At 34.9% G+C, this 14,794-nt stretch carries 16 protein-coding genes; 12 read left to right on the forward strand and 4 right to left on the reverse strand.

Annotated features, from left to right (window positions below; translation table 11 throughout):
- The first annotated feature begins 89 nt into the window (after positions 1 to 89).
- Positions 90 to 1,439: an FAD-dependent oxidoreductase gene (locus tag EKM64_RS02805; RefSeq protein ID WP_125675382.1), complete on the forward strand. Its 1,350-nt coding sequence runs from the start codon at positions 90 to 92 to the stop codon at positions 1,437 to 1,439.
- Positions 1,440 to 1,613: 174 nt separating this feature from the next.
- Here EKM64_RS02805 and fba read toward each other — a convergent pair whose 3' ends face one another.
- Complete coding sequence (gene fba, locus EKM64_RS02810; protein WP_125675384.1) at positions 1,614 to 2,483, reverse strand: class II fructose-1,6-bisphosphate aldolase; 870 nt, start codon at positions 2,481 to 2,483, stop codon at positions 1,614 to 1,616.
- Positions 2,484 to 2,886: 403 nt separating this feature from the next.
- Between fba and wecB the strand changes: the two genes are divergently transcribed.
- The 8 genes from wecB to EKM64_RS02850 all read left to right on the forward strand — a co-directional run bounded on the left by wecB (position 2,887) and on the right by EKM64_RS02850 (position 10,709).
- Positions 2,887 to 4,029 (forward strand): non-hydrolyzing UDP-N-acetylglucosamine 2-epimerase, encoded by a 1,143-nt coding sequence (wecB, locus tag EKM64_RS02815; RefSeq protein WP_125675386.1) that lies wholly within the window; start codon positions 2,887 to 2,889, stop codon positions 4,027 to 4,029.
- A gap of 405 nt (positions 4,030 to 4,434) precedes the next feature.
- Positions 4,435 to 5,622: a glycine C-acetyltransferase gene (locus tag EKM64_RS02820; RefSeq protein ID WP_125675388.1), complete on the forward strand. Its 1,188-nt coding sequence runs from the start codon at positions 4,435 to 4,437 to the stop codon at positions 5,620 to 5,622.
- 32 nt (positions 5,623 to 5,654) lie between these two features.
- Positions 5,655 to 6,611: an L-threonine 3-dehydrogenase gene (locus tag EKM64_RS02825; RefSeq protein WP_125675390.1), complete on the forward strand. Its 957-nt coding sequence runs from the start codon at positions 5,655 to 5,657 to the stop codon at positions 6,609 to 6,611.
- A gap of 29 nt (positions 6,612 to 6,640) precedes the next feature.
- Positions 6,641 to 7,972: an APC family permease gene (locus tag EKM64_RS02830; protein WP_125675393.1), complete on the forward strand. Its 1,332-nt coding sequence runs from the start codon at positions 6,641 to 6,643 to the stop codon at positions 7,970 to 7,972.
- Between the two features lie 156 nt (positions 7,973 to 8,128).
- The gene (locus EKM64_RS02835; protein ID WP_125675395.1) at positions 8,129 to 8,962 is read left to right on the forward strand and encodes an ABC transporter ATP-binding protein; all 834 of its coding nucleotides are present in this window, start codon (positions 8,129 to 8,131) and stop codon (positions 8,960 to 8,962) included.
- A 1-nt stretch (position 8,963) separates the two neighbouring features.
- Positions 8,964 to 9,833: an ABC transporter permease gene (locus EKM64_RS02840; protein WP_125675397.1), complete on the forward strand. Its 870-nt coding sequence runs from the start codon at positions 8,964 to 8,966 to the stop codon at positions 9,831 to 9,833.
- A gap of 18 nt (positions 9,834 to 9,851) precedes the next feature.
- The gene (locus EKM64_RS02845) at positions 9,852 to 10,223 is read left to right on the forward strand and encodes a LytTR family DNA-binding domain-containing protein (RefSeq protein ID WP_125675399.1); all 372 of its coding nucleotides are present in this window, start codon (positions 9,852 to 9,854) and stop codon (positions 10,221 to 10,223) included.
- A 90-nt stretch (positions 10,224 to 10,313) separates the two neighbouring features.
- Positions 10,314 to 10,709 carry a DUF3021 domain-containing protein gene (locus EKM64_RS02850; RefSeq protein WP_125675401.1) on the forward strand — a complete coding sequence of 132 codons (396 nt, stop codon included), beginning with the start codon at positions 10,314 to 10,316 and terminating at the stop codon, positions 10,707 to 10,709.
- Positions 10,710 to 10,758: 49 nt separating this feature from the next.
- On the opposite strand, the gene EKM64_RS02855 is transcribed toward EKM64_RS02850, so the two are convergent.
- Together EKM64_RS02855 and EKM64_RS02860 are read right to left on the reverse strand one after the other, a co-directional pair.
- Positions 10,759 to 11,199 carry a GtrA family protein gene (locus EKM64_RS02855; RefSeq protein WP_125675403.1) on the reverse strand — a complete coding sequence of 147 codons (441 nt, stop codon included), beginning with the start codon at positions 11,197 to 11,199 and terminating at the stop codon, positions 10,759 to 10,761.
- A 3-nt stretch (positions 11,200 to 11,202) separates the two neighbouring features.
- A complete protein-coding gene (locus tag EKM64_RS02860; RefSeq protein ID WP_125675405.1) occupies positions 11,203 to 11,658 on the reverse strand; it encodes a flavodoxin in 456 nt (151 codons plus the stop codon).
- A 134-nt stretch (positions 11,659 to 11,792) separates the two neighbouring features.
- On the opposite strand from EKM64_RS02860, the gene map reads away from it, so the two are divergent.
- From map to galU, 3 genes are read left to right on the forward strand one after another with little or no spacing between them, the layout of a single operon-like run.
- Complete coding sequence (gene map / locus EKM64_RS02865) at positions 11,793 to 12,587, forward strand: type I methionyl aminopeptidase (protein WP_125675407.1); 795 nt, start codon at positions 11,793 to 11,795, stop codon at positions 12,585 to 12,587.
- 12 nt (positions 12,588 to 12,599) lie between these two features.
- Positions 12,600 to 13,547, forward strand: a complete 948-nt coding sequence (locus tag EKM64_RS02870; RefSeq protein WP_125675409.1) for a YihY/virulence factor BrkB family protein — start codon at positions 12,600 to 12,602, stop codon at positions 13,545 to 13,547.
- A complete protein-coding gene (galU, locus tag EKM64_RS02875) occupies positions 13,547 to 14,449 on the forward strand; it encodes a UTP--glucose-1-phosphate uridylyltransferase GalU (protein ID WP_125675411.1) in 903 nt (300 codons plus the stop codon). Before EKM64_RS02870 ends, galU begins: the two co-directional genes overlap by 1 nt.
- Here the strand turns inward: galU and EKM64_RS02880 are convergent.
- Positions 14,446 to 14,730 carry a hypothetical protein gene (locus tag EKM64_RS02880; protein ID WP_125675413.1) on the reverse strand — a complete coding sequence of 95 codons (285 nt, stop codon included), beginning with the start codon at positions 14,728 to 14,730 and terminating at the stop codon, positions 14,446 to 14,448. The genes galU and EKM64_RS02880 overlap by 4 nt on opposite strands.
- Positions 14,731 to 14,794 lie beyond the last annotated feature (64 nt).

A 14,794-nucleotide genomic window follows, 5' to 3' on the forward strand; every position in this document is an offset into this window, starting at 1 on the left:
ATATGAAAGATTTATTCGCAAATGATGATGAGTATTTAGATATGAAAAGATGTAATCTATATATTGAATAGGCATGGGAGGTATTATCATTGAAAGTTGTAGTCGTTGGTTGTACGCACGCCGGAACAGCCGCTGTGGAACAAATTCTCAAAGATCATCCAGAAACTGACGTTACTGTATATGAACGTGAAGATAATATTGCATTTTTGTCTTGCGGAATTGCTTTATACCTAGGTAGAATTGTTAATCGTTTGGAAGATATGTTCTACGCTGACCCTGATACATTGAAACAAGATGGCGCCGACGTTAAAATGAAACATGAAGTGTTAAAAATTGACTCTAAAAAGAAAATACTCGTTGTTAAAGATCTTGAAACTGGAAAAGAATTTGAAGATAGCTATGATAAGTTGATCATGACTACTGGATCAAAGACTTATACACCAGTTTTAAAGAACTTTGATAATCCACGCATTTTGTTATGTAAAAATTATGAACAAGCCCAACAAATTTATGAATCAGCTAAAAATTATCAAAGCATTGCTATCATTGGTGGTGGCTATGTTGGTGTTGAATTGGCTGAAAGCTATGCCAATACAATTCACAATGTTACATTGATCCATGCTGGTGAACAGGTATTAAACCATTATATTGATAAACCAATGTCTGATAAAATTGTTGATCTTTTAAGAGACCACTATGTTGATGTCTTTTTAAATGAACGTGTTTCTGGTTTTGAAGATGGTGATGAGATCACTATCAAGACTAATAAAGGTGAGCACAAGGCTGATTTGATCATTGTATGTACCGGTTTTGTTGCAAACACTGATCTTTTGAAGGGTCAGGTTAAGACTGGTCAGCATGAAGAAATTATCGTTAATGAATATGTTCAATCATCAGATCCTGATATTTATGCAGCAGGAGATTCATGTTCAGTTAACTTTAATCCTACACAAAAACCTGTTTATATTCCCTTAGCTACTAATGCCGTTCGTCAAGGATTTCTAGCCGGGAAAAATGTTTTTGGGGATGTTCAAAAATATATGGGAACTCAAGCTTCAACGGGTTTGGAATTATTCGGTCATACTTTAGCCTCAACTGGTGCAACGTTAAAAAATGCACTAGAGGATGGCATTAATGCAGATTCAGTTATGTATAATGATTACTATCGTCCAACTTTCATGCCAAGTAATGAAATGTTGATGATAGATTTAGTTTATGATAAGGATACTAGAAAAATCTTGGGTGCTCAATTATTCAGCAAGCATGAAGTTGCACAGTCGGCTAATGCTTTGTCGATCAGTATTCAAAATGGTAATACTATTGATGATCTGGCCTTTGTTGATATGTTGTTCCAACCAAATTATGATAATCCATTTAACTACTTGAACTTAGTAGCTCAAATGGCGATTGCTAAAGAAGAACAAGAAGCTAAGAAGTAGTCCGTTAGGGCTATTTTTTTTGCTTTTTTGCCTGCGTTTGCGAGAAATTCCATCTGTTGTGGGACCGGTCCCACAACAGTTGGAATTACTCGACATTGCTGGCGTCATAAAAGACAAAAAAAAAACGAAGACTCAAATGAGCACTTCGTTTTTAGTATATTTAAATAATTAGGATTATTTAACTGATGGTGTACCGAACCATTCGATACGTTCTTTAGTTGTTTCTGTAATAGCTTTTGCACCAGGTGCTAGTAACTTACGTGGGTCATAACCCTTAGCATCGATATCTTGATCTTTGCCAGCTTCGATATATTCACGAGTTGCTTTAGCAAATGATAATTGTAATTCAGTATTAACGTTAACTTTTGAAATACCCATTGAGATAGCCTTAATGATTTGTTCCTTAGGGATACCTGAACCACCATGAAGAACAAGTGGTGTCTTGATTTGTGCAGCTAATTCTTCAAGACGATCAAAGCTTAAGCCTTTCCAGTTTGAAGGGTAAACACCGTGAATGTTACCAATACCAACGGCAAGATAGTCAACACCAGTAGCGTCAAGAGTCTTAGCTTCTTCAACATCAGCTAATTCACCAAGACCAGTAATACCATCTTCAGTACCACCAATTGAACCAACTTCAGCTTCAACAGAGATGCCTTTAGCATGAGCTAATTTAACGATTTCCTTTGTCTTTTCAAGGTTTTCGTCGAATGGTAAGTCATGGCCATCAAACATAACAGAGTTGTAACCAACTTCGATACATTCCTTAGCGGCTTCGTAGTTACCGTGATCCAAATGCATGATAACTGGAACTGTGATACCCATTGATTTGATAGTGTCTTGTACTAGGTGTAGACATAATTCATATCCACCCATGTACTTAGCAGCACCCATTGATGTTTGAACTAATACAGGTGTCTTTGTTTCTTGGGCTGCTTCTAGAATTGAGCGAGTCCATTCCAAGTCGTTGATGTTAAAAGCACCAACAGCATATTTTCCTGCACGAGCTTGTTTGAAAATTTCGTTTCCGTTTGTTAAAACCATCGATAATCCTCCAATAAATTCATCTTTAGAATACACTCATCATTTTAACGCAAAACACGAATAATTAGTATCTTTTTACAAAACTATTTACAGTAAAGTATCGGTTTTGAAATGAAAATAGGCTATAAAAGCTATTATATAAAGGATTACTAAAATTATTAAAATAATCCACCAGTATTTTTTGCTGTCGGATTTGATAAGAGTATTATAAATTGCCATGACAAGAAAAAATGCTACGAGAGTAGTAAAGACGCTTAAAGTAATCAGTAAGGGTAAATTTATCATAATAATATTATTATATCAGAATATTTTCTGAAAACTCTCATTGATTGATTAGTCTTGACTACGTTAGGCTTATCAGGTCATTTCTGATATAATTTGAACAGTTATTGAGGTGAATACTTTGGATAAAATTAAAGTTATGACAGTCTTTGGAACAAGACCAGAGGCAATTAAAATGGCACCACTAGTTTTAAAATTAAAGCAAAATAGTGATCGTTTTGAGACGGTGACCGTCGTTACTGCTCAACATCGTGAAATGTTGGATTCCGTATTAGAAATATTCAAGATCAAACCTGATTATGATTTGAATATTATGAAGGAACGTCAAACATTAAGTGGGATCACGGGCCTAGTTCTTAAAGAACTTGATAGTATTATTGAAAAGGAAAATCCCGATATTGTCCTTGTCCATGGTGATACTACGACAACTTTTAGTGCTGCACTATCAGCCTTTTACCATCAAACAAGTATTGGTCATGTGGAAGCTGGACTTAGAACTTGGAATAAGTACTCTCCATGGCCAGAAGAAATGAATCGCCAGATGACAGATGATCTCGCTGATCTGTATTTTGCTCCTACTAATGAGAGTAAAGCTAATCTGTTAAAAGAAAATCATAAGGGTGATAATATCTTTGTTACTGGTAATACAGCAATTGACGCTTTAAGTAGTACGGTTCATCAAGACTATCATCATGATATTCTGGATATTATCGATCCTAATAAGAGAATGATCTTGGTAACAATGCATCGTCGTGAGAATCAAGGAGAACCCATGAGGCAAGTCTTCAACGCTATGAAAAAAGTTGTCGAGAAACATGAAGATATTGAATTGATCTATCCAGTTCATCTGAATCCAGTTGTTCAAAAGACCGCTAAAGATATCCTAGGAGATGTTGATCGGGTTCATTTGATCGATCCATTAGACGTTGTAGACTTTCACAATCTAGCATCTAAGAGCTACTTTATTATGACCGATTCCGGTGGTGTTCAAGAAGAAGCACCATCACTAGGTAAACCAGTTCTTGTTTTGCGTGATACGACTGAACGTCCAGAAGGTGTCGAAGCTGGCACCCTGAAATTAGTTGGGACGGATGCTAATGTCGTTGAAACAGAAATGAACAATCTATTAGATGATGACTCTGAATACCAACGTATGGCCAATGCTAAGAATCCTTATGGTGACGGAAGGGCTTCTGAACGAATCTTGGATTCTATTAGTTATTACTTTAAACAAATAGATCAAAAACCAAATGAATTTGAATAATTTGGTTCAAAAAACTAAATAAAATAATTACAAACTGTGCACTTCTCAAGACCACCTGTATGCAATTCTGATACATTATATCAGAATTAGTCAACAAGTGGTCTTTTTTTATTCTAAAAAATATTTTTTTGTTTAATATTAGAAAACTTTTTTATTAAATTTTGTCTAATAAAAATTTGAGATTTGGAAATTTATTATCTAACAATATTAATAACCATTTTATTATTAAATAGGCTTTTTTTACCTAAAATACATTTGCATACATTTAGCTTGTGAAATCTTTTATATTAAATAATCGTTATATTAAGAAATTACTAATCATAAGCCAAGCCATTTAGATTGTAAGCGATTTCTTAACATGGTATATTCTCGGTGAACCAAATCTAATTGAAGGAGCAAATAGTTATGTCAGAGGTTTTACAAAAGTACTTGAGAGAAAATTTAGACGATCTTAAGCAAAAAGGACTTCTCAACTCAATCGATGTTCTGGAAGATCACAACGGACCAATTATTAAGATTAATGGTCGTGAGATGATCAACTTGGCATCAAATAACTACCTAGGATTTGCCAATCGTGATGAATTAAAGGATGCAGATATGGCTGCTACCAAAAAATGGGGTGTCGGTGCTGGTGCCGTTCGTCCTATCAATGGTACTTTGATGATTCATAAAGAATTAGAAGAAAAAATTGCTCAATTTAAAGGTACGGAAGCAGCAATTGCTTTTCAATCAGGTTTCAACTGTAATATGGGGGCAATTTCAGCAGTTATGACAAAGAAAGATGCAATTTTGTCAGATGAATTGAATCACGCTTCTATTATTGATGGTTGTCGTTTATCCGGTGCCAAAATTATTCGTGTTAAGCATCAAGATATGGATGATCTTCGACTAAAGGCCAAAGAAGCAACAGAGAGTGGACTTTACGAAAAAATCATGTATATCACAGATGGCGTTTTCTCAATGGATGGGGATGTTGCCAATCTTCCGGATGCTATTAAAGTAGCAGAAGAATATAACCTTATAACGTATGTAGACGATGCCCATGGATCTGGAGTTATGGGTCACGGTAAAGGAACTGTTAAACATTTTGGACTTCAGGACAAAATCGACTTCCAAATGGGTACTTTATCAAAGGCTATCGGAGTTGTCGGCGGATATGTTGCTGGAACTAAGGAATTGATCGAGTGGCTAAAGGCGAGAGGACGTCCGTTCTTATTCTCAACTTCACTTACACCAGGGGCTTCAGCGGCATGTATTGCTTCATTAGATTTGATTATGGATCATCCTGAATATGTTGATCAATTATGGGATAATGCAAAATATTTCAAGGAAAATCTTGAAAGAATTGGCTTTACTCTTTCAAAATCAGAATCACCTATTACACCGGTTATTCTTGGTGATGAAAATAAGACACAACAGTTTTCAAATAAATTGATTGAAAATGGCGTTTACGTTAAGCCGATCGTTTACCCAACTGTTCCTCTAGGAACTGGACGTATTAGAAATATGCCAATGCGTACACACACTAAAGAAATGCTGGATCAAGCTATCACCGTGTACGAAAAAGTTGGTAAAGAGTTAGATTTAATTTAAAAAAATCACTTACCTTATTGGAGGATTTCACGATGAAAAAAGTTATGGTAACAGGTTGTTTAGGTCAAATTGGATCAGAATTGGTAGCAAAATTAAGAGAAATGAATGGTCCTGATAGTGTTATTGCTACAGATATCAGAAGACCACTCGACAACCCAACTGTTCAAGGCGGACCTTTTGAAGAATTAGATGTTAATGATTATGACCACATGCTACAAATTGCAAAAGATAATAATGTTGATACCTTGATTCATTTAGCAGCACTTCTATCAGCCGTAGCTGAAAAGAAACCTCAACTGGCTTGGAATTTGAATATGGGTGGATTAGTAAATGCCCTCGAAGTTGCACGTGAACTAAACTTGAAATTCTTTACTCCAAGTTCAATTGGATCATTCGGTCCAAACACTCCAAAAGATAATACTCCACAAGATACTCTTCAAAGGCCAACTACAATGTACGGTGTAACTAAAGTTTCAGGTGAATTATTGTGTGACTACTATCATACAAAATTTGGCGTAGATACACGTGGCGTTCGTTTCCCTGGACTTATTTCATATAAGACACTACCAGGTGGAGGAACAACTGATTACGCTGTAGATATTTACTATGAAGCACTTAAAAAGGGTTCATATGAATCATTCATTAAAGAAGGTACATACATGGATATGATGTATATGCCAGATGCCATCGATGCAGTTATCAAATTAATGAATGCTGACCCAGACAAGTTAGAACATAGAAATGCCTTCAATATTACAGCTATGTCATTTAAACCAGAAGACATTAAAGCATCTATCCAAAAAGTTATGCCAGAATTCGATATGACTTACAATGTTGACCCAATGCGTCAAGCAATTGCTGACTCATGGCCAAATAGTATCGACCCAACATGCGCTAAAAAAGAATGGGGCTTTTCTCCAAACTATGACTTAGACGCAATGACAAAAGACATGCTTGATAAATTAAAGGATAGAGTAAATCAAGGATAATAATTCTTGTTTAACTCAGAGGTGAACAAATGGGAGAAGGAACAACTGATCTAAAGAAAAATATTGGATTTGTTGCTGCTTTGTCCACCGTAATGGGTACAGTTATTGGTGCAGGTGTATTTTTCAAGGCTGCTGTAGTTTCTGAAGCTACAGGAACTGTAAGTCTATCACTGCTGGCTTGGTTCTTAGGTGGTGTTATTACCATCTGTGCCGGTTTGACTGCCGCTGAACTGGCTGCTGCAATACCTGAAACTGGTGGAATGATGCGCTATATAGAATATACTTACGGAAAGAAGCCGGCCTTTTTACTAGGTTGGGCTGAAACTGTAATATATTTTCCTGCCAATATAGCCGCATTAGCAATTATATTCAGTACACAATGCATTAATTTGTTTGGCTTAAGTCCAAGTTTACTGGTTCCGATAGGAGTAGCAATAGCCTTATTCCTAACTTTGACTAACTTATTAGGTTCTAAAGTTGGTGGGCATGTACAGTCGTTTACGACACTCTTCAAACTTATTCCTATCATCGTAATTGTTGTCTTTGGTTTATTCGCTAAATCAGACGTCCAAATCAGTTTGTTCCCAGTCACAGCTGGTAAAGACTTAGGTATCGCCACTGCTTTAGGACATGGGCTACTTGCCACGATGTTTGCATACGATGGCTGGATTCATGTTGGTAATATTGCTGGAGAGATGAAGAACCCTAGAAAACATCTACCACAGGCCATCTTGATTGGATTGGCCGGTATCATGGTCGTTTATATGTTGATCAATTATGTGTTCCTTAAAACAATGCCAATTGGTCAAATTATTGGTAACAATAACGCCGCCTCAGACGTTTCCACCATGTTATTTGGTGAATTAGGTGGTAAATTAGTAACAATCGGTATCTTAATATCCGTATTCGGAGCTATCAACGGATATACAATGACAGGTATGCGTATCCCTTACGCAATGGCATTGGATAATACATTACCGTTCAGTAAACAACTAAAAAAATTATCTCAAAACGGTATTCCCATTAATTGTGGTATCTTACAAATCGCAATTGCTTGTCTTATGATTTTCTTAGGTGCATTTAATACCTTGACCGATATGCTGATCTTTGTAATCTGGATTTTCTACACGATGACATTCCTTGCTACTATGATTCTTAGAAAACGTGAACCAGACATGCATAGACCCTACAAAACCCTCTTTTACCCTGTAGTCCCGATTATTGCCATTCTCGGAGGCTCCTTCATTGTAATTAATACATTGTTTACCCAAACAATACTTGCTTTAGTAGGATTAGCATTGACGTTCATCGGATTACCTATCTACCTATATAAATCAAAGCAAAAAGTAGATACAGAATAAAAGAATAAAAGAATAACCATGCCAAATTGGTATGGTTATTTTTGTTGCTCAAAATTTACCACTAAACATCAAATATTTACCACTTGTCAAAATCTTTAATACAAATACATCATTCAGTTTAAAATAATGTTCATAAATAAAAAGGAGGTTACCTTTATGAAATTATTACAGACAGTGGCATTAACGAAAAGATTCGGTAACAAAACAGCTGTAGATAACATTTCTTTAACGATTGATCAAGGTAAGATGGTGGCCTTACTAGGACCAAATGGTGCCGGCAAGTCAACAATCATAAATATGTTGATAGGAATGATTCAGCCAAATAGTGGTCAAATAATTTTTGATGGGAAAGTTACCAATATTGGTGATTATAGAATGGAAATTGGTGTTGTTTTTCAAGGTAGTGTCTTAGATAAGAAATTAACCGTTAAAGATAATATTATGATGCGATCCAAGATGTACTCACGCCCGGTGAATGTTAAGAATTTAATTGAAAAATTTGAATTAAAAAATATATGGAAGCAAAAATATGGCAGCCTTTCTGGAGGTCAAAGAAGGCGTGTAGATATAGCCCGTGCATTAATTAGCAGTCCTAAATTATTGTTTCTCGATGAACCATCAACTGGTTTGGACATTCAAACGAGAACTAAAATATGGGAAGTATTAGATGAGTTGCGAAAAGATACAGGTTTAACAATTGTTTTTACGACGCATTATTTAGAAGAATCTCAAAATGCAGATTATATTTATATCATTGATCAAGGTAAATTAATTGCCGAGGATACGGTCTTGGGATTACAGAAAAAATATACAAAGAATATCTTAAAACTGACATATATTAATGGAACATCAAAGACAATGACAATTGATAGTAAGGACGAAGCACTCGGAATTTTGTTTGAAGAAGATACAAATATCAATGATTTTGAATATCGACCAGGCACTATGGATGACGTTTTTATGAACTTAACCGGAAAGTATATTCGTTAATATGAATGGATTAATTCAACGAAATCTAAAGATTTATTTTTCTGATAGAAGTGGAATTTTCTTTTCCCTGATGGGAGCAATGATTTCTTTTGTACTATATTTGGTCTTTTTGAGTCAAAATATGATCAATAATTGGAGCAGTGTACCAGACACGAAGTTGTTACTTGATCCATGGTTAATTGGTGGTACGATGACAATTACCGCCATTACAACCACATTGAGTAGTCTAAGCTTGATGGTTCAAGATCGTGAAAAAAACATTTTGGCAGATCTAAGTTTGACCGATACTGGGTTTATAGGAATTCAATTCTCTTATTTAATAACGGCCATGATCGTTGGTGTCATAATGCAATTAATCATGTATTTTGTTATGAGTATTTACTTTATGATAGTCGATAAAAATCCTTTGAATTTACTACTTATACCACAAATTTTTGGTATTGCTATCTTGAGCAGTTTTATTTGGACAATTTTTAACTTATTACTGTTATCATTTGCTAAGAAAGTTGATACTTTAGGTAAAATAGCTACCATAGTTGGAACAGCCTCTGGATTTTTTGCGGGTGTTTATATTCCAATCGGATTCTTACCAAACGGTGTTCAAAATGTTATGAAATATACACCGGCCTTGTATAATACTGCTCTTTATCGAGATGTTTTAATGAAATCTCAGCTGCAGAACTCATTTAGAAATTTATCTGCGGGTACAAACGGATTTAAAGAAGCAATGGGGGTCAGCGTTAAGTTCGGACAGCATATTTTAACAATTCAACAAGATATGTTAGTAACTTTGGCCTTTGCGATCGTGATTATGGTGCTAGTTATTTTGATTTCCAATATTAGTCGTCGAGTAGTTACTAGTAAAGTGTGATTTAAAGGGGAACTCCATATGAAAATAAACTTCAATCAAGATGATAAAATTCCTAAAAATGAAATTGATGTCATAGTTCGGTCCGCAAATTTTTCTGATGAGGTTCAGGAATTAATGCGAAAATTGGAAGAATTGAGTGCCAAATTTTCGGCTATACCATTGTCAGTTGACGATCGTGTAGTCATGGTTCAAATTAAGCAAATTATTGCTATTGAAGTATTTGAAAATGAATTAACTGTTTATACAAGTGACAAAAATTATCAATTACGAGGACAACTCAAAAAAATGATTGAACGAATCAACGATGGTAATTTTGTTCAAGCTTCAAAGAACACAGTTATTAATTTAAATCATTTAAATTCATTAGAAGCAGCTTTTCAGGAAATATGACAGCATTTCTAACTGATGACTTGAAGTTTAGTGTTAGTAGAAAATATTTAACCGATTTGAAAAAACAATTGGGGATGTGAGGTATAGATCATGGATAAATTAATAAAGATCATCAGATATTTTTCAATCGGAGTTTTATTGGGATCATTTAGTTTTCTATTAATAGTGTTATTTGGCGGTAGTATGTATGTGGAATCAAAGGCAGTAGCATCGTTATTTGTCTTCAGTGGACTGATCGGATTAGTATCAATGATATTTGAAATCGGAAGGTTCAATTTTCCTATTAGATTGGGGTTACACATATTGATCACAGTTTTAATTGTTGGACTAATGATGTATTTTGCCGGTTGGTGGAGTCTCATTTCAGGAGCACATATTTTGGTATTTGTTATTACGTTTGTTCTAGTTTATATCGTCGTTTGGACGATGTTGTATTTGACAGAAGTTACGAATGCGAAAAAGAAAAATAGTAGGAATAACTGTTAATCAGTTATTCCTACTATTTATTATCTGAAGCTTTAATTTCTCCTCAGATTCATTTTGAATGGAATCTTTTTATTCTTTCTAGGATGCTCCGATTGTTATATTGGAAGATCCATTTGGATGAGAAGTAATTGAATAGTCCTACTACTAATTGATCGATGATTTTTATGACAATGTTATTTAGAGGCAAGATTAATACGGCCACGACCATAAAAAAATCATCGAAGAGTAATGAGAATAATCTTGAGGCCAGGAAGTAACCTCCTTCTTTAAACATCATTTTGTAATCACCTAATTCAGTTTTAAAAACATATAACTTAGTCACAAAAAATGAGAAAACATTGGAGATCAGCCACGCAACAGTGTTAGCTAACCAAAGTGTGATTTTTAAATTGTTATGTGAAGTATTAAAAACAATGATGTTTATTACTGATGCCATAAATCCAAATAAGCAATACACCAAGAAATCTCGGTGTTTCTTGATCAATTCCATATTTTAGAGATCCATTTCTTTGGCCTTTTCTACCAATTCTTCAGCAAATTTATCTAGATGATCGATATCATCTTGTTCAGGTTCAAGTTCTATCCTAACAGGATCTGCACCTTTGGTTGCACCAACTTGTTCAAAAATAGTTGAAAACTCGTCAATGGCACGACAAAAATCTTCATAGAAAGTATCGCCAGAACCACAAGTTCCGTAGACTTTTCCTTCAAGATCAAGGTCTTGCATATCATCATAGAAATCTAATGCTTCATCAGGAACAATTCCTTGATCATAAGTATAACTTGCAATTACGCAGATATCTGCTTCTTCAAAGTCCGCGGCATCAGTCTGTGATACTTCACTCATTTCTACATCGCAACCTAAATCTTCAAACTTTTCAGTTAAAACATAGGCGATGTCTTCGTCATTACCAGTAATACTAGCATAGACGATTTTTACTTTTGTCATATTTTACACTCTCTTATAGTTGCTTATTTACTTGTCGTATTATAGCAAAGAATAATATTCTCTACCATCTAATTGGAAATAGCTGAAAATGTTATAATATAAGTATTATTTATTTTTGAAGGGAAATGTAGGAATTGATTACATTAAAATCTGCACGTGAAATAGAAGGAATGCGTAAGTCTGGTGAATTGCTTGCCAACGTCCATATCGGATTAAGAGACATCATCAAACCAGGAATTTCTTCAATGGAAATCGAAGACTTTGCTGATAAATTTATCACTGAACATGGTGGTCGTCCATCAGAAAAGGGCTTCGAAGGATATAAATATGCAACTTGTGTTTGTGTTAACGATGAGGTTGCTCATGGTATTCCTAGAAAGAATCTCATCTTAAAAAATGGTGACGTTCTTAAAGTCGACATGACAGTTAACCTAGACGGATACGAAAGTGATTCATGCTGGACATATGCTGTTGGTGAACTCTCAGATGAAGATAAGCACTTAATGGAAGTTACACATAAAGCTTTGTATCTAGGAATCGACCAAGCAGTTGTCGGTAATCGATTGGGAGATATCGGTTATGCTATTCAACATTATGTTGAAGATGAACAACATATGGGTGATGTTCGTGACCTTATTGGACATGGTATCCAGCCCACAATGCACGAAGCTCCTAATGTTCCTCACTATGGTGAACCAGGACAAGGACTTCGTCTTAAAGAGGGTATGACAATTACAATTGAACCAATGGTCAACCTAGGAACTTGGGAAATTTCGGATAAGTTTGTTAAGGCTGATGGTTGGGAATATTTTGTTTCAGCTGATGGATCAAATTCAGCTCAATATGAACATACAATTGCTATCACTAAAGATGGTCCAAAAATTTTGACATCACAAGATCCAGAGTTTGACGCTAAATATCGTTTATAATGGAGAGTGTTAATGGAAGACAATACACCGATCTTTAAACAACCCATCTCCATTAAAGATAAATTTATCGGGTTTGTTAAATGTATTGCCGATGCGATGGGGAACACTAATATTCCTATGGCTTCGAAGGCTGTAACTTACTATATTTTGTTATCACTGTTTCCAGCCGTTATCATTGTAGGAAACCTGATCCCACTATTACATCTTGATCGAGAATCCGTAGTCGGATATATTGAATTTATTTTGCCTAAAGATCTGCATAGCTATTTAATACCAACGATTGAAAAAGTTCTGACAAGTTCAAATAAAGGAATCTTGTCGGCTGGTATTATTTTAGCCCTGTGGGCTGTTTCGAGAGGATTAAATACGGCTCAAATGTCGATGAACGAATCCTATGGATTAGATATCAATAGTATTTTCGCTCAACAAACATTTTTGAATTATATTATTCGCAGAATGTTAGCATTTATTATGACATTTATACTAATGTTCGTTGCCGTAGCGGTAATCGTAATCTTTACTTTTGGTCAAGTATTTTTAAACTGGATTATTCCATTATTGGGAATGGATCCGGGATTCTTAGATGTTTTTAGTACGTGGAAATGGCCTCTAGCTATTGTTATAATGTTCTTGATCGTCTTTGCTTTATTTTATTTTTTACCTAATGTTCGTCTTAAGGTACATTATGTACTATTAGGAACAATAATTTCTTCTGTTGGTATGTTGGCAGTCTCACAGCTGTTTTCTTACTATTTAAAGTATTTTGGTTCAGCTTGGGACAACTACGGTACTATTGGAGCAATTATTATTTTCTTATTGTGGGTGAACATGTCAGTGACAATATTCTTATTTGGAAATGCGATCAACGTTGGTTTTGCAGAAGCCAGCGAAGGTTCCGTAAACAAGAATACTAGTAAACTTACGAGTTATCTAAAGTTACATGAAAAAGGAGATAAATAATGAAAGTCAGAAAAGCTATTATTCCAGCTGCAGGATTAGGAACAAGATTTTTGCCAGCAACAAAGGCACTTGCAAAGGAAATGCTTCCTATTGTCGATAAGCCAACAATTCAATTTATCGTTGAAGAGGCTAAGGCCTCAGGAATCGAAGATATTTTGATCATCACTGGTAAAAACAAACGTTCAATCGAGGATCACTTCGATTCTGTCCCTGAATTAGAGCAAAACTTGGAAGCTAAAAATAAAACTGAATTATTAAAAGTTGTTCAAGATACTACTGATTTAGGCGTTAACTTATACTACAGCCGTCAGGCACATCCAAATGGTCTTGGTGATGCTGTAGCTCAAGCACGTTCATTTATCTCAGATGAACCTTTTATTGTCATGTTAGGTGACGATTTGATGAAAGATAAGGTTCCTTTGACAAAACAATTGATCGATGACTATGAAAAAACTCATGCATCGACTATTGCTGTAATGAAGGTTCCTGAAAAAGATGTTTCTAAATATGGTGTGATCGATCCTGAAGGTGAACGTGAACCAGGACTTTATAATGTTAAGAACTTTGTTGAAAAGCCTAAGGTTGAAGATGCACCAAGTAACTTGGCTATTATTGGACGTTACTTGTTAACACCTGAAATTTTTGATTTATTGAGCACACAAAAACCAGGTGCTGGTAATGAAATTCAATTAACTGATGCCATTGATCGTATGAACAAGACTCAACGCGTTTTTGCGCATGAATTCAAGGGTCAAAGATATGATGTCGGTAACAAGTTTGGCTATGTTAAAACTAATATTGAATACGGTTTGACACATCCAGAGGTAAAGGATGAGTTAACACAATATATTCTCGATTTAAGTAAGAAATTACAATCAAAAAATAACACTAAAAAAGACTAACCTAATAGAAGTTGATCACCAGTAACTCTGAATCCAAAGAGTTGCTGGTGTTTTTTTTGATAACTAAAGAAAACTGGTAATTTATAGTAAGGTGTTTTATTGATCATTAAAATAAATTCCCAATTTTTTAGGCCCTTAAGTTTAGTAGAGGTTTGAAGAATAATTTTTTGATCGACGATTTGGACATCTACAACAGCTAAATTTTGCGGTGAATTTTCAACTAGAATTCGATTATTTTTGTTGAAATCACTCATTAATAAAATTAAATCGATGACTCGCATCGAAAACACCACCTTTGCATTTTTATTGTTTTTATTTTCCAGATACACTATTATTTAATTTTAA

Origin of the sequence: Companilactobacillus keshanensis (genome assembly GCF_003946205.1) — a bacterium.
GTDB classification, from domain to species: Bacteria; Bacillota; Bacilli; order Lactobacillales; family Lactobacillaceae; genus Companilactobacillus; species Companilactobacillus keshanensis.